Genomic DNA, 23720 nt, shown 5'->3' on the forward strand with positions numbered 1-23720 from the left:
TTTAGATTTATAACTGATTAAAGATTACCTTTTTTCAACTCACTTACAGCAAAATCAACCGCTCTTGCTGTTAATGCCATATACGTTAATGAAGGATTGACACAGCCTGCAGATGTCATCGCTGCACCATCAGTTACAAAAACGTTAAGTGCATCCCAAACCTGGTTATTACCATTTAAAACAGATGTTTTAGGATCTCTACCCATACGAGCAGTTCCCATTTCATGGATACCTTGACCAAAACCATACACGTTATCATAAGTATATGTGTCCTTAACACCAATTTTCTCCAACATCTCTTTCATCTCGTTTTGCATATCACCACGCATCTTCAACTCATTATCCTTGATTTCAACGTCCATTGATAATACAGGAAGACCCCATTTATCTTTTTTAGTTTTGTCTAAGCTAATTTTGTTTTCATGGTATGGCAAAATCTCACCGAAAGCAGTAAAACCTACGTTCCAATCACCAGCTTCGGTAAGAGCATCTTTCCATGCTCCACCTACACTCATTTCTGCGACCTCCCCAGACCAGCGACCACGGCCTGCAGCTCCTTGATAACCAAAACCACGGACATAATCACGTTTCTTGTCATCTCCAGCAACGTTAACAAAACGTGGCACATATAATCCTGTTGGTCTACGACCAAATACATAGCTATCTAAATATCCTTCTACATTACCTCCTGCTCCACAACGGAAATGGTGATCCATTACGTTATGTCCCAATTCTCCACTGCTACTTCCAAGTCCACCTTCCCAAACATCTGTAGCTGAGTTCATCAGTACCCAAGTTGAGTTAAATGCAGATGCATTAACGAAGATCACTTTAGCGAAAAACTCATACGTTTGATTTGTTTCCGCATCTACAATTTCAACACCTTTTGCTTTCTTGGTATTTTTATCGTAAATGATTTTCGTAACAATTGAGAATGGACGTAATGTCAAATTACCAGTTGCTACTGCTGCTGGTAATGTTGCCGATTGTGTACTAAAATAAGCACCAAAATTACAACCTAACCAACATTGGTTTTGATATTGACAGTTGATACGGTTATGATGAGGAACAGTAATGTTTGCTGTTCTTCCCATAATAAAATGGCGATTACCACCGTATTCTTTTTTCAAACGTGCTGCAAGATCCTTTTCCACGATATTCATCGCCATAGCAGGCATAAAATCACCATCAGGCAATACATCCAAACCATCACGGTTACCGCTGATACCAGCAAATTTCTCTGCATAGCTGTACCAAGGAGCAATATCTTTATAACGGATCGGCCAATCTACACCGTGTCCATCTTTTAAATTTGCTTCAAAATCTAAATCGCCAAGTCGGTAAGATTGTCTTCCCCACATCAATGAACGACCACCTACGTGATAACCTCTATACCAGTCAAAACGTTTAGTTTCGGTGTAGGGACTTTCTTGTTCATTTACCCAATAATCTAAGTTTTTTTCATTTAACGGATAATCCCTGCTCAAAACTGGACGTTCTTTGATCATCTCTTGCGTACGTCCTCCGGCATGTGGGAAATCCCAAGGATTCTTATTCGGCGACGGATAATCTTTTACGTGCTCGATATTACGACCACGTTCTAACATAAGGGTTTTTAAACCCTTTTCTGTTAATTCTTTTGCTGCCCATCCACCACTGATTCCTGAACCAATGACAATAGCATCATAAGTGTTATTTTCAGCCATTTTATTTTATTGTTTAGTTTTAGTTCTTTTATTAATTTTACTCAGCAACCGCTTTATTCTCGACCTTCTCATCTTTAAAAGCAACTAAAAAGATAACAAAGACTACGAATGCTATTCCTGCTGGAATAATCCATGTTTGTTTCCAAAAATCAGCAACATTAGCTTGTTGCAAGTATGCATATTTCTCACCGATAAAACCCGCAACCCAGAATCCAATAAGCTGACCTACCCCATAAGTCGCTAATGTAATCAAACCCTGTGCAGCACTTTTATATTTGATTCCAGCTTTACTATCGGTATAAATTTGTCCAGAAACGAAGAAGAAATCGTAACAGATACCGTGTAAAGCAATACCTAATATCAACATGAAAGAAAGATCGCCCGCATTACCATATGCAAATAAGATATATCTTAATGCCCAAGCAAGCATACCAACCAAAATCGTTTTCTTGAAGCCGAATTTAGAAAAGAAAACAGGTAATGCCAATAAGAATAATACTTCTGAAATCTGACCAATTGTCATTTTTCCAGTAGGATTTTCCATTCCTATTTGATCTAAAAATGGATTGGCATTTTGATAGTAAAATGCTAAAGGAATACAGATTAAAATCGATGAAACGAAGAAAATCAAGAAATTACGGTCTTTCAATAATTTGATTGCATCCAATCCGATGATCGATGAAAATGATGGTTTCTGATCTGACTCAATTTTAACAGGTGGCGTTTTAGGCAATGTAAATGAGAATAAACCTAACACCAAAGAAGCAATAGCCCCCATTAAAAAGGTATTTTTCAAAGCTCCAGCAGATGAAGCTTCTGCAGCATCCCATTTAAACAAATAACTGATTGAAAGACCAGCAATGATCCAACCGATAGTTCCCCAAATACGGATATTAGAGAACTGTTTCTCAGGATTGGTCAACTGTCTGAATGATACCGAATTTACCAATGATAGTGTCGGCATATATAAAACCATATAAGCCAATACATAAGGGTAAAAAGAAGAAATTTCAGTTGCATTATACATTTGATACATCAATACCGCACCGATGATATGCAATACGCCTAATATACGTTCCGCGTTAAAGTAACGATCGGCAATCATACCGATAATAAAAGGAGCAATAATAGCACCTAATGATTGGGTTGAAAAAACATTCGCAATTTCAAGCGGCTGTGCTTGTAAATTTTTACTCAGGTATGTACCCAATGTAACGAACCATGCGCCCCAGATAAAGAATTCCAGGAACATCATGAAGGATAATTTAAATCTAATAGATGTGGACATTATATGTTTTAGTTTATTTTAAAATAAGAGATTTCTATCAAGAATTTGGTTTTTAAAATGACAATCTAGCATAAAAAAAACAATTGTACAAGTTACACTAAGAAATTATCTACTTCTCTGTAAGCGTTGACCAAAGTTTCTTCGCCGATCTTGCCACTTTTGGACATACCATGCTCCATACCGACCACGCCTTTAAATCCCTTCTCGTGAAGCCATTTAAACACATTTTTGTAGTTAACTTCACCTGTAGTAGGTTCCCTTCTTCCTGGATTATCTCCTACTTGAATATAAGCGATCTCATTCCAGCACTCATTCATTTTATGAATGAGATTACCTTCATTTTTTTGCATATGATACGCATCATATAATAATTTACATGAAGGACTTCCCACACCTTTGCATATTTCATAGGTCTGATCTGAATATCTAAGAAATAAATCAGGACTGTCACTTAAAGGCTCCAGTACCATCGTTATGCCATGTGGTTCAAAAATTTCTGCCCCTCTCTTCAATGCCTCAATCACATTACCAGTTTGTACCCCGATAGATAGATTACGTTCGTAATCGCCAGGAACAACTGTTACCCATTTTGCATTGACACGTTTTGCTACTTCCACAGACTCTTTACAGCCTTTTAGAAAGATATCAATGTATTCTTGTTTACCTGCCGCTAAAGTATTGGCACCGTTCCCGCCCTTTGGAACAACAAAAACGCCCATACGCATCCCAAGAGATGCCAACGTTTCACCTATTTTCTTTTGTTCATCGATACTGCGTCCTGTCATACCGTTATCTTCGATACTTCTGAATCCTAGTTCATGCATATATTTTATTTCATCAACAAAATTTTTACCAGCAGTTGCACTGAACATACCCTGATGCGGTGCATAATCTAAGTTAAATACTGCTCCTGCCTTATTTTTTTTCTGTTGTTGTTCACCCGCTAAAGTATTCAAGCTCACAGCGGAACCTGCAACCAATAAGGTGTTTTTTAAAAATTCAGATCTTTTCATAATTTCATTTATATTGTTTTTTTTAGAAAAAAGTTGGAAAACCCTTTCGAGTACTTTTCTTCTATTTCTCCCTTTTCATTGTTAAATATAATATAAACTTCTAAATTCTTTCTCTTCTTCACAAAATCAAGTATCTCATCTGGTGTAAGGGCCATAAAATAATTGTCCAAGGCGTCTGCTTCCATTGCAGTTTTTGCATATACCGTAACACTGACTACTGGACTAGAAAACATATATCCCGTCAAAGGATTGACATGATGACTAATCTTCTGTTTTCCATTCATCATGTACTTTTCAAAATTTCCAGCAGTCGTCAATGCTCCAGATTTGATATGCACAACTTCGGTTTTCAGTAATTGATTGTGGCTGGAGGCTGGTCTTTCAACACCAATTTTAAAAAATTCACCTGCTTGATTTCTTCCCTTAACACGCATTTCCCCACCTAACTCCACAATATAATTTTTGATATGCTTACTTTCAAGAAATTTAGCCAAGACATCTACTGAATACCCCTGTGCAATACCATTGACATCAATACTGACGTTAGGTTTGCTTTTTTTAAGATAAGGAGCTTTCCAAATTAACTTATCCATTCCCACAGACGCTAGGGTTGCATTGATTTCATTTGAGTCTGGAAAATGTTTAATCTGTTTAGGTCCAAACCCCCACAATTGGACAAGCGGTGCTACCGTAATATCAAAAATACCTTTCGTGATGCGATTATAGCGGAATGATGCATCAACCACATTTTGAAAATGACGATCTAACTTGACAGCACTTCTCTCCTCTTTATTAAATAGACTTATTGTAGAGGATGGGTTATAAATCGACATTGACAAATCAATGACTTTCAAAACACTATCGATATCATTTTTTGAAACCAACTCCTGTGTATCAAAATACGTAATATGATAAGAAGTACCCTGCGCAGGGCCAGATAAAACAGTTTTTCGGAGAGATTTTAAAGAATAAGAAGCTTGTTCAGCTCGTGCAGCTGTTATGCTGCACAAGCCAAAAAAACTAATTGAGAGCAGTATCCATGATTTAAAATACATGAATGCATCCTCTTATTAAATGTATAAATTTGTATTCTGACCTGGTATAGCTACCGGGTACGAACCATCTTCTTTTGGTAATATCTTAGGTAAAGCATCCCATGCATAATTTGTAGGCATAATATCGATTTCCGACTTTAATGCAGCATCCCATTTAATTACTTTTCCTGTATAACATGCGATACGACCAATAATACCTGTTAAAGTACTATATGCACCATATTCTGCATTATCAAATTTATATTCACCTTTTGAAATTGCTTCAAACAATTCTTTATGCTCTTGTTGATAAGGATTTGGATTTCCTTTTGGTTCATGACGATAGATTTCATTTCCTTTAGCATCCCAAAGTACTGCTTGTCCATTTGCTGACAGGTAGGCTCTACCTTTAGTTGCTTGAAACTGTTCGTCGACACGGTTTGTAACCCCTTCGAAGTGCGCACACTGACTGTATACAACTGAATTATCAGGATAAGTTAACTCTAATGCAAAGTTGTCATAGATCTCACCATATTCTTTACCTGTTCTATGCGCGCGGCTACCAGTACCTTGAATACGTACCGGGTATGCACCTTTGACCCAATTGGCAATATCAATATTGTGAACGTGCTGCTCTACGATATGATCACCACATAACCAGTTAAAATAATACCAGTTGCGCATCTGATAATCCATTTCTGTCTGTCCCGGCTTACGTGGTCTTACCCAAACACCACCACTATTCCAGTATACCTGTCCAGAAACAACATCACCGATTGCACCCTCGTGAATTCTTTTAATGGCTTCTCTGTAGTTTGTTTGATACCTACGTTGAAGACCCACCACTACATTCAGTTTTTTCTTCTTAGCAATTTCAGCAGCTGCCAAAACTTTACGGATTCCTGGGATATCTGTGGCAACAGGTTTTTCCATAAATACATGTTTACCTTGGCGCACAGCTTCTTCAAAATGAATTGGACGAAATCCAGGAGGAGTTGTTAAGATCACCACATCGGCTAATTTAATAGCTTCTTTATAGGCATCAAATCCAACGAATTTATTTTTTTCAGGAACATCAATTTTATCCTGCCATTTATCTTTTAATGTTTTATATGTGCTGTCCAAATTATCTTTGAAAGCATCAGCTAATGCAACTACTTTAATATTAAATCCTGAGCTTAGGGCGTCAAAAGTTGCACCTGTACCGCGTCCACCACAACCGATCAATGCAACTTTAATTACATCGCTTCCCGCGGCAAATGCTCCTACCAATGGCACTGAACTTAAAACTGTCCCGCCTGCGATAGCTGCTGTCGTTTTTAAAAAATCACGACGTTCAAAATTTTCCATATTTTAGGTTTTTTGGTTATAATTAATAATCTTTAATTGGAGCCTTATCATAATAGGCCATTATTTCTTCATGCGAAGGAGGTGTCACAGGTCTTACTAAGCGCATTCCTACAAATGGAGCTTCAGGGAACCACCAGTTACTTTTAGGAATTTGTGGATCTAGTTGTTTCCAGAATGGATCTGAAGCTACCCGAGATGCACTTCTTAAATCTACAGCTTCACTATCAAAGGCACCGCCTCTTACACTATTGGGATATAATTTAGTAGGTATTGCAACGGGGTTATCAGCTACTTTACCGTCAAACTGCTGGTAATAATCTTCGATATATTGATCAAAAGTCCATTCTGAAACATTTCCATGCATATCAAATAAACCCCAAGCATTTGGCTTCTTAGTTCCAACAAGATGTGTTGAACCGTCACTATTGCCTTTATGCCAAGCATATTGATCCAATAAAGCGGCATCATCTCCAAAACTATATGCTTTATCACTTCCGGCGCGACAAGCATACTCCCATTCCGCTTCTGTTGGCAATCTATAAAAAACTCCTGTACGTACGTACAGCCACTTGCAGAACTGAATTGCATTATAATGGGTCATGGCCAAAGCTGGGTGACCTTCTTTACCCATACCAAAGGTCATATCTAAATATGGTTTTGTAGGACGTGTTACTGCATCCACTTCGGGAGTGATCTTGCCATCTATACTTTGAGTCAACTCATAATCTTTATACAAGAAAGGTTCAAACAAGTTCCAGGTTACCTCGTATTTCCCTATCCAGAAGGGAGCTATTTTTACCTCATGAATAGGCTTTTCATCTGCTTTAACATTCCCACCTTGTTTATATACGCCAGCTGGAATCGCAACCATGTCAAACTTCAATTTTGTCCCTTTTATTTCTTGTACATAGCTTTCCACCTTTTGCTGTGCAAACAACGAGCTGGACATTCCTGACAAGATAAGAGCAAGTAAACTTTTACGCATTTCTATTTTTTTCTATAAATAATTGGTCATCACCCACCACTAATCCAGATATATTATTTGTCTAAGATATTAATTTCATTGTGTAATTTAAACAATAAGTATCATAACTTTTTTATTACACAGATAAAAAATGACAATTGAATAAAAAAAATAGGGTCTGTAAGACAATGTTTTACAGACCCTATTTGAAAATTACAAGTATCCTTTATAATAAAATATTACGGCTAACTTCACGATCAATCGTTATATATCCGGGATAAAAAATTGATTTACCGGCGACATTTATAGAAGGTTTAATCTTTATTGTAAACAAACCTTTTTTAGTGTTTGAATTAGATCCTATAAATCCTGCTAAATCACCATTATTGATCAATTCATAAATATTAGTATTTAATCTTACCGAGGCCACCGTAGATTGTCCAGGGTCTAAAGAAATCGACTGATTAACAATACCCTCTGCTAATTGCTTTTTTTCAAACAGAATAATATATTGAAACTGATTAATTGCAGCTTTCTTTAAAGTCGGATTTTCAATTTTCAAGCGAATTACGGCATCCAAAGGAATATTTTTACGCAACATTCCCAAAGCTACACTCGGTAGTGCCGATAGATCAATACCATCTGCTTTCACTATTTTTTGAATAGAAGTTCCCGCTACACGAATGCTATCAACAGACTGTATATCAAACTTACACTTACCAAGATTTTCAATCTGGGCTTTTTGCCTACTGATCCCGCAGCTACTCAAAAATGCCACGCTCATTAACATCAATAGCCAGTTCTTTTTCAATACTTTTATCATAATTTAATTTTTCCTTCCAAATTTATAAAGAATTCCCAAACTATTTATCGGATGCCCTGCTTTCAAATAATCATTGCTCATCAAACCGAAATTCATGCCAGTCATATATTGTATCTGCCAGCCACGCCCTACTTCCATACGGGTATAGAATACAGGTTCTATCAAAACATTCTGTTCTTTATTTGCATTAAGCTGGTTTATTTTAAAATCTGTCATATTTACATGTGACAATCGTAAAATTGTACCATAGTTCAAGGCGCGATCTCCACCAAACAAACGAATTTTCTCACGTTTTGTGGAAGAGTAATTGACTTGGACAAATATTTTATTAAAATCCATATCTCGGCTTTCTACCACTGCCGGCCCCGCCGTTGATGTCCTTGTATCTAGTTCATTTACAACACCCATCCCATAACCTGCATATACTTCGAGAATACGATTGCGCCGTTGACCAAAAGTCGTAAAATAGCCAATACCCAGCTCACCCATTTTTTGAGCAAAATCTGTAGGACTATCTTTTCGGTCCACATAAGAACCATTTGCAATCACTCCAATATGATCTGAAACGGCGACTCCTCCACTGGCAGAAATATTTCCCTTTAAATTAATATTTCCGGAAACATATACTTCACCAGCATCTTTAAACATTGGCGCGGCTGGCACATTGGGCATATACATCGAACTACAAGATGACAACAACAATAACACAACTGCTGGAATACTGTAAGGTAGACTTTTATAAATCATGAACGTTTAATATTATCTATAAACTGCAATTCCTGTATAAAATTGTACCAAACTTAGATTCTTGAAGAAATAAATGTATACAATTTTATTAAGAAGCTCTTACTTAAGCTTTAAAACATAAAAAAGGCGTTAAGTAAACTTAACGCCTTTTACAAATATTGTGTAGCAAAAAAACTTATGCCTTCTCTACAGGAACTACAGAAACTTCTGCAGGAATAATAGAAACATAAGATTTATTGTTAGCTTTTTTGCGGAAAAGTACTTTTCCATCAACTAAAGCAAACAATGTATGATCTTTACCAATACCAACATTTAAGTCAGGATTGTGTTTAGTACCACGTTGGCGAACGATGATGTTACCAGCGATAGCAGCTTGACCACCGAAGATTTTGATACCTAAACGTTTCGAATGTGACTCACGGCCGTTCTTAGAACTACCCGCACCTTTTTTATGTGCCATTTCTTTATCTCAATTTAAGACTAATGTCTGATTAAAAATTCAATTATAATGTAATACCAGTGATCTGGATTTTAGTGAATTGTTGACGGTGACCGTTTTTCTTTTTGTAGCCTTTACGACGTTTTTTCTTGAAAACGATAACTTTATCACCTTTTAAATGAGACAAAATTTTAGCCGAAATTTTAGCACCTGCCACGTTCGGAGTACCGATTGTGAATTTACCACCATCTTCTGCTAACAATACATTGTCAAATTCAATACTAGCGCCTTCTTCTCCTTGTAAGCGGTGCACAAAAAGAAATTGGTCTTTTGCAACCTTGAATTGCTGTCCTGCTATATTTACTATTGCGTACATTGTTAATAAATTAATTAAATGTGTTTATTGTTAATGAACGGCAAAATTAGCAATTATTATTCAATTCTAAAAATATATTACACTTTTTATTTACCACTACCAAACAGCAACACGTTTCTCTGGTGCTACATACATCTTCGCAGTTTTTGGAATCTGGAATGCTTGATAAAAAGCTTCCATATTATAGACTGGACCATTGACACGGAATTCTTCAGGGCTATGCGGATCGACTTTCAAACGCATGCTCATTCGCTCATCACTATTTTTAATACGCCAAACTTGAGCAAAACTTAAAAAGAAACGTTGGTCTGGTGTAAATCCATCTATTTTGGCTGCATCTTGACCTTGCTTTGTTTTTTTGAAAGCATCGAATGCAATATTAAGACCTCCGATATCCGCTAAATTTTCGCCTAATGTCAATTTTCCATTCACATGTTGTTTATCCAGTAAAGTAAAACCGTCGTATAAGGAGGCTACCTGATTAGCTTTTGTCGTAAACTTAGTTGCATCTTCTGGAGTCCACCAATCTTTTAGATTTCCTTCTTTATCATATTGACGACCTTGATCATCAAAACCATGCGTCATTTCATGTCCGATTACAGCTCCTATAGCACCATAGTTGATTGCATCGTCGGCATTTGCATCAAAAAATGGAAACTGTAGTATTCCTGCAGGAAATACAATTTCATTATAAGGTGGGTTGTAGTATGCATTGACAGTAGGTGTTGTCATCAACCACTCAGTCTTGTCAACTGGTTTGCCCATTTTTTCGATCATTTCCTTATAAGCATGACGTGATGCAGCTTGTAAATTGGCATAATAAGTATCCTTATTGATTTCTACATCAGAATAATCTTTCCATTTATCTGGATATCCGATCTTTTTAGTAAAAGCTTGCAGTTTTTCGATCGCTTTTTTCTTGGTTTCAGGAGTCATCCAATCTAACTTTTCAATACGGTCACGATATGAGATTTCTAAATTATTAACTAACTCCAACATTCTTTTCTTAGCCTCAGGTTTAAAGTATTCTTCGGTAAACAATTTTCCAAGTACTTCTCCTAAGTTATCATCGACCGTACTGACCATAAGTTTCCAGCGTTCCTTTTGCTCTTTCTGCCCCTGCAAAGTTTTACCATACAGTTCAAACTGTGCATTACGGAAGTCTTTTGTCAATGCTGTTGCTGATGAATTCAACAGATCCGCCTTCAATTTTAGTTTCCATACTGGTAGCGGTTCAGATTTTAACAAATTATTTAGAGCAACATAAAACTTCGGTTGCTGTACCAATAAAGTATCTGTTTTAATTGCTAATCTGCCCAAGATATCATTCCAGTTCAGATTAGGTGTCTCCTTTTGAAAAGCTGCTACCGCAACTTTATTATAGTTTTTAATCGGATCACGTAATTCAACTGGATTAAGATGAGATTTCGCAATTGCAGTTTCAATCTTAAGGACAGATTCGGCATCCGCTTTAGCTGTAGCCTGTTGACCGGCAAGGGTAAACAGCTTACTAAGATAATTCGTATAAGCTTCACGTATTTTCTTTGCCTTTTCATCCTGATCCAAATAATAACTTGCTTCAGGAAGATTAAGTCCCCCCTGTACAAAAGTAGCGGCATTTTTATTACTCATACGTTCATCGGCAGCGATATAAAATGAGAAAAGATCTCCCTCCCCCTCTTTAAAACCGTCGGCACTATAAGCAATCAGTTCTTCGATGGATTTTAAATCATCAATTTTCTTCAGCTGAGCCTGAATAGGTGAAATTCCAAGCTTTTCTATCGTCAGGGTATCCATTCCACTGGAATAGAAATCGCCAACCTTTTGTTGATCCGTACCTTTTTTACTATTGGACTGAGCGGCCTTATCTAAAATACCATGAAGCTTTTGTAAGTTCTCATCATTCAAGGTATAAAATGATCCCCAGCCAGACTCTGATGGAGGAATAACTGTTTTCTTCAACCATTGTCCATTGGCATACATAAAGAAGTTATCTCCTGGATGAACTGTCGTATCCATACCGGATACATCTAAAAATACAGTTCGATCTGCTTGTTTCTGATCCGAACTTTTATTGGATTGGCAACCAAATGCTAGAGCAGCAATCGGTAATATTGCCCATAATTTTTTATTGACCATAATTTTCTTATTTCAAACACCTTGAGTAAAGGTAGTTTTTTTATTAATGCGGAAATAACACATTTTAATAAAATTTGTTTTGGAAAATAGAATTATACTTCTATTTTTGCCAACAGACTCCGGAGAGGTGTCAGAGTGGTCGATCGAGCACGCTTGGAAAGCGTGTGTACTTAACGGTACCGCGGGTTCGAATCCCGCCCTCTCCGCATCCTAACAAGGAAAATGTATTAAAACCCTACAAATTGTACAATTTGTAGGGTTTTTCTTTTATACGCCATATCGTTTTTTTCAATACTTCTCATTTTCAACGAGACCCTAGCGAGACTCTAAAAGATGGTTATCTAGGGTCTCGCTGAAATGAACTCTTAGATATAAAACAAACAAGGTCATTACGTGACCAGTCGTTGAATATCTTGACAGTTTATACTCAAAAGAGTAAATTGAATTTTGAAATAAAACAACACACGCTTACACGACAAGGTGAATAAGCATAGCGAATGGTTTTATTTTTAGATAAAGTCTTCCTATAGCATAGGTATCATTCCTACTTTTTTTGTAGATTGGTTTTGCTGAACCATTAGGAGCGAACATAATAATGTAAGATTAAAATGGACAAACTGACAATCATAATAAACGGAGACAATTTTTCTGATTTAGAAAGTTTCTATCATGAAGTCGACCAAGTCTTGACGAAAGATCTTGATTGGCAAACGGGGCATAATCTAGACAACAGCAATTACTAACATTTTTCTTATATTAGGGAAAATATTACATATCAAGGTATCCTTACTAACATTTAACTTTTCTTTATGAAAGCTTTAATTATAATCGATGTACAGTATGATTTTTTACCAGGAGGTGCTTTAGCTGTTAATCATGGTGATGAAATCCTGCACACAATTAACGAGCTACAGACACAGTATGATCTTGTGGTAGCCACACAAGATTGGCATCCAAGGGGGCACAAAAGTTTTTATACCTCGCATCCTGGCAAAGAGCCATTTGAAGAAATAAAGTTAAATGGATTAGATCAGGTACTTTGGCCAGAGCATTGCATACAAGGAACTAAAGGCGCTGAATTCGTCTCTGGACTTTCAACAAATGCAATTGAAGCTATTTTTAGAAAAGGAATGGATAAAGAAATTGATAGCTATAGTGGTTTTTTTGATAATGGTAGAAAAAAATCTACAGGAATGGGTGATTATCTTAAAGGTAGAGGTGTTACAGAAGTAGCTGTCTGTGGAGTGGCTGCTGATTACTGCGTATATTACACTGCAAATGATGCTTTAGATTTAGGTTTTAAATCGAGTATTATAGCGGGTGCATCTAAACCAATAGATCTGGAAAGATACGATCGTGTGAAAAAAGACTTTATCTCGAAGAGCGGTACAATCATATGACCAGCTGGCAAATCTAAACATAATATTTACAGTAATTATAAATTAGGCCCAATAGCGAAGTTGGGCTTTTTTTATGATCACGAATGGAGAAGGCTTAATTTCAGGTTTATGTATTCGTTATCAAATTGATTGTTGGTATATGATAAAGAACACCAATAGTAATGGCAGGCCATTTCCTTCTTTTCCCCCTTTTCATAAAGAAATGCTAAAGTGCTATAAAATGGAAATTTAAGAAAGCCATTTAACATAGGTTCCAAATCAAACATTTTCTCAATCAATGGAGTTATTGGCAAGTAATTACTCTCAGCAATAACCCTATTTATTTTTACTGCTATAGCATTAGGCTCTAAAAATTCTAATTGAGAATACAAGGTAGATATCAATCTCCAATCTGTTTTTTCATAATTAGGTGAAGAACAATGCACTGAAGCAATTAAAGCCTCTAAATGATATTTATTCAGCCTATTTTTACTTAAATCTATTTTATTAAGATAAGCATATCCCTCGCTTATCAAATTTTTATCCCAAAGCGTCCGATTTTGAAATTGAATAGATATCCATCCATTTTCTTGAATCCTTGCAGGAAATCGAGAAACATGAAAGAAAAATAAAGCTAAAAGAGCATTTAATTCACAATGATCCTCCTGATATTTTTTGACTAAAACACTTAGACGAATCGCTTCAAAACATAAATCCTTTTTTATTGATTCTCGTTTTTGAGCAGATTTGAAGCCTTCATTAAACATCAAATACAATACATGAAGCAGATGGGGCATCTCATTATGCAAGCTTTCGAATTCACATTTCTCATATTGAATAGCAATTTTTTTTATTAAAACCTGACTTCGTAAGATGATCTTTTTAATAGTTTCAACGGGTAACATCATGGCTCTTGATATTTCAGAATAGCCAAATCCACATAAATAAAACAAAGATATAATCAACTTATTTCTGTCAGAGACATTGATTTTAGAAAAGAAGATCAACAATTGAAGTAAACTATCTTCGGCTTCATGTGACGCAATTGATTCTTCTTCCTCGTACGAAATTCGATTAAGAATCTTGCTTCCAACCGAATCTCGATTGATTTTATTGATTAATTTATTTTGAGAAACATAAATTAACCATCCGAAACAATTTTTGGGAGTTCCTTTATATCTCCATTCACTTAGGGCAATTTCAAATGCTTCCTGAACTGCATCAACAATATTATCGATCTGCTGATATCCAAATTTTGCAGACAAAAACGAAATCATCTTTCCATGGTATTCCCTGAAAAGATGATCTGTTAATTTGTCAATGTCCTTATTGCTCATCGGTAATGATAATCTCCCGTATTTCTAAAGTTGCACCATTCTTTAAATCAGGACAACTTTTAGCAAGCTGTGTTGCTTCTTCCAAACTTTTCACACTTAATTTGTAGTAACCGCTAACACATTCTTTTGTCTCGATGTATGGACCATCTGAAATCATATCCTTCTTTAATGTAACTCCATTAGCTTCTAGTGGATTTCCTTCTAGAAAATGTCCATTTGCAACCAGTTCCTCTACCCAATTGATATGTTCCTGAATATCAGCCTGCATATCTTCTACCGATAGGTTGCCATAAGTCGAAGACTCACGAATCAACAATAAAAACTCTTTCATCTTTTCTTAATTAAGGTTAATAAATATACTATTTATTTTAATGACAAATGAGGATCGTAATTCGGGACATTTTTTTTCAAATCGTATTCAAGAAATTTATAATCACATGAATAGATGCAATTTAACGTAATATAAGGTACTAAAAAATAGTGATTAATGTATATGATCGCGATTAGATATATACTTTTTCCTTGTCAATAAAATCAGAAGACAAAACTTAACGTCTGCCTTTAAGATTTCAAGAACATTCTCTTAAATAAATTATGCAATTAAATATACTGCATTCAAAGGCAATTCATCAAGTTGATTTATCTCCGACTGTTTAACAAATCCCTTACTTTCAAAAAGTCCGATAAAGGGATTTTGAATATACTCGTGGATCCATACCGCTTCATATGGCCTGCAGACGGATAAACTTTTTTCCAGTAATGCTTCTTCTACACCCAGATTAAAATATTTTTTTAAGATCCCAAAATTGGCAATACGGATAGCCCGTTTACGGTCTAAACTCGAAGGTCTAACGCCCTTTGACGTAATTTGGACGAATCCTGCCGGTATATTATCGACGTATGCGATGAGCCATTGATTTGACATGCTATTTAATTCTTCAACCAAATTGCTATCACTAAAATTTTCATGTATATATTTCTCTACGAACGAAAGCTCTAGATGTTTTGAAAACTTTTCTATCGCTATCGCATGCGTTAATGTTAAAAGAGCTGCCAATCCTTCTTCTGTAGCTATAGTAAATTTGATTATTATTTTCATACTGATATCATAAATGTGTGTGCACAAATGTATAAGTCTTTCAAAAGAATAAAGAGAACAGCTTATGCAACATGAAGCAGTACAGTTGTTATCGCATTAGTTGACCAGCAAGCATAATCGCTTCTATCTTCTTAACAGAAAATTTGTCTGCAAATACTACTCGAAAGTAATTTGCGAACGCCCCCGAAAATGAAAAAGTATACCCAGGAGTAAATCTCACTCCTATTTGCTCACATTGTCTGTAAAATTTAAGCATGTCTGTCCCGTCAGGCATCTTTACCCAAATATTATAGCCTCCTGCTGGCATTAAAATAGAAGTACTGTCCGGAAAATTAGCAGAAAGCAAGTGTACAGTACTATAGGCATTCTTAGCCAATTGCATTCTAAAGGAACGTATATGACGATCGTAACTACTTCCTGTCATCAGTTTATTTAGCGTCTCCTGATATAAAGGAGAAACGGTACTTCCCAATGAAAATTTAATCTGCTCTGCCCGTTGCATAAATTTTCCAGCCGCCAACCAACCTAGTCTTATACCGGGAGCCAAAGTTTTCGAATAGGACGAATAAGTAAGAACTAGACCACTTACATCAAAACTTCTCAAAGTAGTCGGTCGCTGTCCATGAAAATTCAGATCACCATAAATATCATTTTCAATAAGCGCAACATTATAGTATTGTGCTACAGTAACTAAGGCAAGCTTTTGTTCATCTGACATTAATATCCCTGTCGGGTTATGAAAATTTGAAGTTACAATCGCCGCTTTAACCGGATTGTGAAGGCATGCCTCTCTGAAAAAATTAATATCAAATCCCAAAACCGGATCTACAGAAATCTCGATAACTTTCAGGTTCAATACCCTTATTACTTCAAGTACCGAAAATACACAGGGACTTTCCACTGCTACAACATCGCCCGAAGAACAAACTGTAGCCAGAGCAATATATAAAGCCTGCAATGCACCATCTGTAATAATTAGCTCATCCATATGAATGACAGTACGATAAGCTGCCGCACGTGTGATAATATGTTCTTTTAACTCAACAGAACCATTTGAAGGATAATACCGAAGCAGACCTGCCCCCTGCTCCCGGATCACCTGTTGCATTGTCCGCAACACTAACTTTTGTGGCACAAGCAAATCTCCAGGAGCAGCTACATTAAACTCAGAAAATGTCTTTCCTGCTCCCGCAGAAGTTGTAAGTCCAAGATGATCCTTAAATATAGCATCCCTAATGACTGGAATACGGTCACTTTTTAACTCTTCTACATTTTTTTTTGTTTGATAACTTACATAATAACCCGATTTAGGAATACTTTCCACTAAACCATGAATCATCAGATATTCGTACCCATTTTGTATTGTACTGACACTGATCTTAAACTGTTCTTTCAACTCACGAACGGAAGGCAGTTTATGACCTGGCTTGAAAATACCATCTTTGATATTTTTTTCTATAGTACTGGTAAATAGTTCGAATTTATACGCCTTCATATCTGTACTGGTAAGTTTTACAAAATCTACACCTATATCGCAAATCTAAGTAATTTACCTTTGAGAAAAAAAATACTATGTCCCCTAATAATTTCATAAGTAGTCCAGTAGATCTACGCAATTTATCCTTTTCCTCTTTACAAGTTGTATGCGAAGACTTACGATCGTTTATTATCGATCATGTTGCCGTAAACGGAGGTCATTTCAGTTCTAGTTTAGGTGTTGTTGAACTTACTGTGGCCTTACATTATGTTTTTAATACGCCTATAGACAAACTGATCTGGGATGTAGGACATCAAGCTTATCCTCATAAATTACTCACAGGAAGAAGAAAATCTTTTTACTCTAACCGAGTACTAGGAGGTATAAGCGGTTTCCCCTGTAGGGACGAAAGCGAATTTGATGCATTTGGAACTGGTCATTCTTCTACCTCCATTTCGGCCATCCTAGGTATGGCTATCGCAGCCAAATATCGCGGAGAACTCAACCGGCAGCATATTGCTGTTATTGGAGATGGGGCGATGACAGCAGGACAAGCCTTTGAAGCAATGAACAATGCGGGATATGAACAACCAAACATGCTTATTATACTCAATGATAATAATATGTCTATCGATAGCAATACCGGTGCACTACAAAATTATTTGACAGATCTCACTACCGCTAAATATTACAATACGTTAAAGTTACATCTCAAAAATCTCCTTTCATCAGAAAATTCATCCACAAAATGGGCTTCAGATACGCTGCGAAAATTTGATAAAATCATTAAGGGAGGATTTATGCAGTATAGTAATCTTTTCGAAGCATTAAACATACGATATTTTGGTCCTGTAGATGGACATGATCTAAAAAAAATGATTGGTTTGTTCGAAAAACTAAAGCACATACCAGGACCAAAATTACTTCATTGTGTTACTATCAAAGGAAAGGGATTTGCTCCCGCTCTGGCCGATCCTAAAAAATGGCATGCTCCAGGAACTTTTAATAAATCAACGGGATCGAAGTTGAGTACAGTAAATCGCAGTCCCACTTTTCAGGAGGTTTTTGGAAATACGCTACTTACACTAGCAAAAACCAATGACCGCATCATAGCAGTCAGTCCAGCCATGTTATCGGGTAGCTCGTTATCGAAGATGAAATCAGAAATGCCTGACCGAGTTTTTGATGTCGGTATTGCCGAACAACATTCCGTTACTTTTTGTGCTGGACTTGCCGCTGACGGCCTGTTGCCATTTTGCGCAATATATTCAACATTCCTACAGCGCGCCTACGATCAGCTCATACATGATGTCGCTTTGCAAAAGTTACCTGTTGTATTCTGCATAGATCGTGCAGGTGTTGTTGGCACAGATGGGCCAACACATCACGGCGCATTTGACATTTCCTTTCTTAGATGTATACCCAACATAACAGGTGCATCTCCCATGGATTTGGATGATTTTAAAAATCTGCTTTTCACAGCACAATGCGATACGTTAAATGGTCCTTTCGCGATACGCTATCCAAAAAGCGTAGGCTCTGGTGAGCTCAAAAGTAAGTTTTGCAAAATACCTCTCGGAAAGGGACGAAAAATCAAATCTGGAAAAAGAATAGCCATATTATCGCTCGGTCCGATAGGTCAATTTGCAGTAGAAGCCTGTCAAGAACTTTTGGATGATCACATTGATGTAGCCCATTACGACCTCCGGTTCTTTAAACCTATTGATGAAACATTACTGCACGATGTCTTTAGTCAATTTTCAGTCGTGATTACTATAGAAGATGGTAGTATCATAGGCGGGATAGGTAGTGCAGTAATGGAATTTATGGTAGATAATGGATATCATTCCATTTTAAAACGTCTGGGGTTACCTGATACATTTGCGACACAGGGAACCCAAAATCAACTTCATGCATTATACGGATATGATAAGAAAGCTATAATTTCTTTGATTAGATCACTACACCATGAACCAAATAAAGAGAACATCTCTTAAAAAAAACAATTAGTTATATAAATATGCTGCGCTTGTATCTTGATTTAAGCAAATAAAACAAGCTCTGAAATAGAGCTTGTTTTTAAATATCAGAACTATCAAAAATAGCCAACCTATTCAAGTTTATATTACCAAAGTTTGTATGCTACACCAAGTGTTAGATAAATATTATGCAAATTATATCCTACTCCACGGAAAGATGAAGGGAAAACCGGATTTAAGCCTAATTGTCCTGTCAGATCTGCCACCCAACGTTGACCAAAATGCCTTGAAACTCCTAAATGAGCTCCAATATCAAAGGATCTCACCTCTCTTGAAAAGTCAAAATCAGCACTTTCAATCAATACTTTTTCACCTAATGAATTACCTTTTCTAATATAACCATCTGACACAGTTCCTTTGAATTCAGCCGATAATAAACAAGCGAAATACATCCCTAATTTAAAATCCCATTCTCCCTGACGGTAACCTGCAAAAACAGGTAGCGTTAAATACACATTTCGGGATGTCGTGGCGTTTGTTCCTGTAAAATCTCCTTCAAAAGAGCCTTTTTCACCATTACCATTATCCACAGAAATAATAGTATGAAAGTACTGGACACTGTCAGTTACTTTCATTCCTTTAACATCTACGCTTAATCCAGTACCTACAAACCACTTTGATGAAAGATCATATGTAGCCTGATAGCCAAAAGAAGGTGAAAATATCGGTGCATAACTATTGATCTGACGAATGGTATTAGGAAAAGAAAAAGGAGCCGTAGCACCAATATTATAACCTAATGTAATTGAATGCTTAATCTGATCAAATAAAAACTTTCGCTGTTTATCTTGTGCGTACAGGATACCTGATCCCACCACTAGACAACAATAAATGGATAACGCTATATGTTTCTTCATAATAAAGGTACGATTCTTAAACTATCTACCACCAATCGGGATCCTATCGCTCCCCTATATTGATCCCCTTCAGCGCTGGATGACGTCACAATAGCCATCATCAAATTCTTACTTATGACTGCATTCTGTTTATAAACAAAAGGAATATCAAATCTTGTGAAACTTGATTTGTCAGATCCATCCTGAAGATCCGCACGCGCAATTATCCGGTCCGAATTCATAATATTAGTCGCATTAAGTCTATCCGGACCGTTAAATAAAACAGCATAGATACTACATTTGTCTTTCACTCCTGGCTGAACCTGTCCTGCCTTATTTATAAAATCAGGTCCTGCACTATATTTATAATAACCTGTAAAAGATTTAGGAAGCCCCTTATAAGGTTCTCCAAATTCTGTCGCTGCCAACGGATTAAGCATAGCCTGAGAAGCATTAAAATTTCCTAAAAACAAAGAACCTGCATACAGTCGAATACCAATAAGTTCTGATAAAGGTGTACCTTTAATCGTAACCAGTTCTGCAGCCTTCGTACCAAGGTAACCATCTGTAGTGGATCGCGTCGGGTATGCGTCACTGCGCGCAGGAACACCCGATAGCGCAACTCCCGGATTGCCGGAGGACCAGAGCTGTAATCCAGCATCCTCTACCGGATACTCATATTTATCTGTAGGATGACTAGCCCAATTTTGAAAAGCAAAATCCCAATGACCAATATTCACAACTTTAACCGTATACCGTTTGGTGTTTTCTCCTGATTCTGAAGTGACATCATATACAATTTCTTGATCACCGTCAAACTTGATCAGTGTTCCACTTGCTGGTTTTACAGAAGCACCCCTAGATAACGTCAGCACCGGAGAGATTCCCGAATCATAGGCTTCGTTTGTAAGGTTTAATGTTATTGTCCGATTTATCTGATCTATAAACACATTACCAGTTAGTAAATGTGGATCAACAGTAACGGATTCAATATCTGCCTCAGGGTTTTGCGGAGCATCCTTAATACAGCCTTGCATAAGCACTATGCATAGAAATAGCGTGGCAAAAAGCCGTTTTCTCATCGTTCCTTGATTAGTATTTATTAATTACGTAAACCATTCTCATTTGATTAGTCAATCGTATTATTTGACTCAGGTTCATTTTTCCACAGTAGCTCTTGTTTCGGTAAGGCCAGATCAACTCCATTCTCCTGAAATACAGATTGGATGGTTTTAATCACATCGCTTCTTACCTGACCCGTGTCTTTTAAAGTTTTCACCCAGAAGTAAATTTCTATCATTATAGATTGTGCTGACAGACTTCCAAATTGCACGGATACAGCAGGAGTAGCGAATATCTGATCATTCTTATGTAAAACATCTACGATTAACATTTTTACTTTATCCAGATCTGACCCATATTTTACCTCTATCTGAATATGTATTCGTTTTTTAAAACCACCGACAGTCCAATTTAATACATTGGAATTCAAAAGATCACCATTAGGCATAATGAGATCAGCACCATCTAGTGTCGCAATTACACTGCTACGAAAACCAATAGATTTCACCTTACCGGCATGTCCGTCAATTTCGATTAGATCATCTACGTTAACCGGTTTTTCAAAAGCTATAATCAATCCACTGACTAGATTATTGACTAGTGATTGTAAGCCAAAACCAATTCCTACACCCAAAGCACCAATCACTAACATGATTTGATCTACGGGAATTCCGGCAGCGGCGAAGGCTAGGAAAAAACCGATTGAGATAATACTGATACGAATGAGCAGAATCCAGCTTCCCAAACGGAACTTTTTCTCCTGCTTATCATCGTTGGAATTCCATTGGGAGTCTGACGCAAAAAAAGATACTATTTTGGAAAGTACGGTGGCTCCGATCATAATAAGCATAAAAATAAGCAAGTTATATATCGAAAAGGTATAACTTCCTAACTGATGTTCTTCCTGAAAAAAACTTTTTAATGGTTCTGACAAAAGCCTAAACTCATAAAAATTTCGTCCAAATAATACGAACCAGCCAACAATTAAAATAGCGTAAAAAAAGAATGGGGCACGCTTACCAACTCGATTATAATTAATGTAAAAAAGTCTTCTTTCCTGCTTTTTATAAAGATTAGAGGCATAAGTCAATCCCTCATTAACCAGCCTAATCACCCAAAGAAAAACAATCGCAACAACGACATTCATCAAACCTGCAACCATCAAAATTTTAGCAATATTGAAGCGCCCCAATACATTAAACAAAATCGAAAAAAGTTCCATTATGGTCATAAGAAAGATCGGTATAAGAATCCAACGCTCACGCAATTCTTGATGACGCTCTTTATTAAAAAGAATAAAGATACCAGTAACAAAACTTATCATGGCAAGAATAACCATTAACCATCTTTCTGGCCTAGAAGCCTGCAATACAAGATTATCTACAGCTACAAAGGCAAACAAAACGACAAAAATAACCCAGATACCCAACCAATATTTAGAAATTTCTTTTCTAAATATAATAGTGATCATCAAAGCAGATACTAATACAATTCCCGCAGTAAAAATAAATGGTGGATTAGGAAATAAAAACTGAGCTACACTGAGCGTAATCACTATTCCTGATAGAAATGGAGAGCTTAGTAGCATACTTTTCACTTCTTCTTTATTATTTATATTTCTAATTCCAGATCGTAAAGAATGAAGATAGGTCGTTACGAGAAGTAACAATAAAACAGAAAGAATAATCTTTCCCCAATGCCCCTTTAGGTAATAAAAGAATACCAGCTTTGCTTTTAGTGCGGAAAAGTAAAGCACTTCGTGGATCGGCCGATCAAAATTACTTTCTTCCCAAAGATTTAAAAATTCTTGTTGAAATGTTTTATCTGAAATTTGCTGTTGATCGTATTCAATTTCTTCCATTCCAGTTTGAAGTTGAAGCAACTCAAAATTAACTTGATTCTGTATGGTCTGTATAGTATTAATATTATCTTTTAATAAAGTTGTGACAGGAGTTATTTCCACAGCTACAACTTTCAGTTTGTGAATATATTGATTGAGTTCCGTTGAGTCTTTAGATAATATAAATAGTGATTTATCATTACATAACGAATCAATCTGAAATCTATAACGAACCAGCTGGTCTAAATAACGATCAACCCGTTTCTTATAGATAGAAACCTCTGCATGAAGAGCATCAAGAATATGATAAGTTGTGGTCAGGTTGCGCGAGGTTTGAGTTGTACCCTTATTTTCAAAGACACCATCTTTGGAAATATTATGCCATTGGGAAACTTGATTCAGATCGCGAATAAGGGCTACAGTATCAAAACCTTTTTTCAAAAAAGAGCGGGCTTGCCTCGACAGCACTTCGATTTCTTCAATGACTTGATTTTGTCGTATGGCCGCTTTATCTGTCTCTATATCTTGAAGACTTTTTTTCGCCGATTCTTTAAAGAAAATCTCGGTACGTGAAACGAAATCTTGCTTTGCACTATCTTGTGCCAACACTTTTGAATATGCGTCAGAAACAAAAAGAAATATGGTCAGCAGTATAGATATATTCAAAAAGCGCATTCTCTTTAATAATTAGGTTAATAAGTTTATCCTACACAAAAGATTATATGTCAGAGCAGTCATCAAATTTAATGATTAATATTGAAGTATTTTATGT

21 protein-coding genes and 1 tRNA gene are annotated in these 23720 nt (G+C 36.4%); 4 read left to right on the forward strand and 18 right to left on the reverse strand.

The features are described 5' to 3' along the window. Window positions 1-17: 17 nt before the first annotated feature. From JAZ75_RS25780 to JAZ75_RS25830, 11 genes are all read right to left on the reverse strand, one after another. Complete coding sequence (locus tag JAZ75_RS25780; RefSeq protein WP_132771916.1) at window positions 18-1706, reverse strand: GMC oxidoreductase; 1689 nt, start codon at window positions 1704-1706, stop codon at window positions 18-20. Between the two features lie 37 nt (window positions 1707-1743). Next, window positions 1744-2994 (reverse strand): nucleoside permease, encoded by a 1251-nt coding sequence (locus JAZ75_RS25785; protein WP_132771917.1) that lies wholly within the window; start codon window positions 2992-2994, stop codon window positions 1744-1746. Between the two features lie 92 nt (window positions 2995-3086). Further along, window positions 3087-4007 carry a hydroxypyruvate isomerase family protein gene (locus JAZ75_RS25790; RefSeq protein WP_132771918.1) on the reverse strand — a complete coding sequence of 307 codons (921 nt, stop codon included), beginning with the start codon at window positions 4005-4007 and terminating at the stop codon, window positions 3087-3089. Between the two features lie 8 nt (window positions 4008-4015). Continuing rightward, on the reverse strand, window positions 4016-5062 hold the full coding sequence (locus JAZ75_RS25795; protein ID WP_208699475.1) for an FAD:protein FMN transferase: 1047 nt from the start codon (window positions 5060-5062) through the stop codon (window positions 4016-4018). A gap of 15 nt (window positions 5063-5077) precedes the next feature. Then, window positions 5078-6391, reverse strand: a complete 1314-nt coding sequence (locus tag JAZ75_RS25800) for a Gfo/Idh/MocA family protein (protein WP_132771920.1) — start codon at window positions 6389-6391, stop codon at window positions 5078-5080. Window positions 6392-6413: 22 nt separating this feature from the next. Further along, window positions 6414-7376: a formylglycine-generating enzyme family protein gene (locus tag JAZ75_RS25805; RefSeq protein WP_021189838.1), complete on the reverse strand. Its 963-nt coding sequence runs from the start codon at window positions 7374-7376 to the stop codon at window positions 6414-6416. 205 nt (window positions 7377-7581) lie between these two features. Further along, window positions 7582-8178 (reverse strand): hypothetical protein, encoded by a 597-nt coding sequence (locus JAZ75_RS25810; protein WP_021189837.1) that lies wholly within the window; start codon window positions 8176-8178, stop codon window positions 7582-7584. Window positions 8179-8181: 3 nt separating this feature from the next. Further along, entirely contained in the window at window positions 8182-8925 is a 744-nt protein-coding gene (locus JAZ75_RS25815; protein ID WP_208699477.1) for a hypothetical protein, read from the reverse strand. A gap of 175 nt (window positions 8926-9100) precedes the next feature. Further along, the gene (gene rpmA, locus JAZ75_RS25820; RefSeq protein WP_021189836.1) at window positions 9101-9385 is read right to left on the reverse strand and encodes a 50S ribosomal protein L27; all 285 of its coding nucleotides are present in this window, start codon (window positions 9383-9385) and stop codon (window positions 9101-9103) included. Window positions 9386-9428: 43 nt separating this feature from the next. Next, a complete protein-coding gene (gene rplU / locus JAZ75_RS25825; RefSeq protein WP_021189835.1) occupies window positions 9429-9740 on the reverse strand; it encodes a 50S ribosomal protein L21 in 312 nt (103 codons plus the stop codon). A 96-nt stretch (window positions 9741-9836) separates the two neighbouring features. Further along, a complete protein-coding gene (locus tag JAZ75_RS25830) occupies window positions 9837-11879 on the reverse strand; it encodes a M13 family metallopeptidase (RefSeq protein WP_232789321.1) in 2043 nt (680 codons plus the stop codon). Between the two features lie 121 nt (window positions 11880-12000). Between JAZ75_RS25830 and JAZ75_RS25835 the strand changes: the two genes are divergently transcribed. The 3 genes from JAZ75_RS25835 (at window position 12001) to pncA (ending at window position 13279) form a co-directional block, all read left to right on the forward strand. After that, window positions 12001-12085: transfer RNA gene (locus tag JAZ75_RS25835), tRNA-Ser, on the forward strand. A 402-nt stretch (window positions 12086-12487) separates the two neighbouring features. After that, a complete protein-coding gene (locus JAZ75_RS26115; protein ID WP_262896130.1) occupies window positions 12488-12622 on the forward strand; it encodes a hypothetical protein in 135 nt (44 codons plus the stop codon). A 66-nt stretch (window positions 12623-12688) separates the two neighbouring features. After that, window positions 12689-13279 (forward strand): bifunctional nicotinamidase/pyrazinamidase, encoded by a 591-nt coding sequence (gene pncA / locus JAZ75_RS25840; RefSeq protein WP_208699479.1) that lies wholly within the window; start codon window positions 12689-12691, stop codon window positions 13277-13279. A gap of 77 nt (window positions 13280-13356) precedes the next feature. Here the strand turns inward: pncA and JAZ75_RS25845 are convergent, their stop codons facing one another. The 4 genes from JAZ75_RS25845 to JAZ75_RS25860 form a co-directional block, all read right to left on the reverse strand. Next, window positions 13357-14595, reverse strand: a complete 1239-nt coding sequence (locus tag JAZ75_RS25845) for a DUF6596 domain-containing protein (protein ID WP_208699481.1) — start codon at window positions 14593-14595, stop codon at window positions 13357-13359. After that, a complete protein-coding gene (locus JAZ75_RS25850) occupies window positions 14585-14926 on the reverse strand; it encodes a YciI family protein (RefSeq protein WP_132771948.1) in 342 nt (113 codons plus the stop codon). Before JAZ75_RS25850 ends, JAZ75_RS25845 begins: the two co-directional genes overlap by 11 nt. 261 nt (window positions 14927-15187) lie before the next feature. After that, window positions 15188-15694, reverse strand: a complete 507-nt coding sequence (locus JAZ75_RS25855) for an N-acetyltransferase (RefSeq protein ID WP_132771949.1) — start codon at window positions 15692-15694, stop codon at window positions 15188-15190. Between the two features lie 88 nt (window positions 15695-15782). Further along, window positions 15783-17189: a PLP-dependent aminotransferase family protein gene (locus JAZ75_RS25860; protein ID WP_208699483.1), complete on the reverse strand. Its 1407-nt coding sequence runs from the start codon at window positions 17187-17189 to the stop codon at window positions 15783-15785. A 77-nt stretch (window positions 17190-17266) separates the two neighbouring features. Between JAZ75_RS25860 and dxs the strand changes: the two genes are divergently transcribed. Then, the gene (gene dxs / locus JAZ75_RS25865) at window positions 17267-19168 is read left to right on the forward strand and encodes a 1-deoxy-D-xylulose-5-phosphate synthase (protein WP_132771951.1); all 1902 of its coding nucleotides are present in this window, start codon (window positions 17267-17269) and stop codon (window positions 19166-19168) included. 128 nt (window positions 19169-19296) lie between these two features. Here dxs and JAZ75_RS25870 read toward each other — a convergent pair whose 3' ends face one another. From JAZ75_RS25870 to JAZ75_RS25880, 3 genes are all read right to left on the reverse strand, one after another. Further along, on the reverse strand, window positions 19297-20067 hold the full coding sequence (locus JAZ75_RS25870) for a porin family protein (RefSeq protein WP_208699485.1): 771 nt from the start codon (window positions 20065-20067) through the stop codon (window positions 19297-19299). Beyond that, on the reverse strand, window positions 20064-21083 hold the full coding sequence (locus tag JAZ75_RS25875; protein WP_208699487.1) for a PCMD domain-containing protein: 1020 nt from the start codon (window positions 21081-21083) through the stop codon (window positions 20064-20066). The genes JAZ75_RS25870 and JAZ75_RS25875 overlap by 4 nt, the downstream gene beginning before the upstream one ends. A 92-nt stretch (window positions 21084-21175) precedes the next feature. Next, a complete protein-coding gene (locus tag JAZ75_RS25880; RefSeq protein WP_410528619.1) occupies window positions 21176-23623 on the reverse strand; it encodes a mechanosensitive ion channel family protein in 2448 nt (815 codons plus the stop codon). Between the last annotated feature and the right edge of the window lie 97 nt (window positions 23624-23720).

The organism is Sphingobacterium sp. UDSM-2020, from assembly GCF_016132525.1.
In the GTDB taxonomy this organism is placed as follows: domain Bacteria; phylum Bacteroidota; class Bacteroidia; order Sphingobacteriales; family Sphingobacteriaceae; genus Sphingobacterium; species Sphingobacterium anhuiense.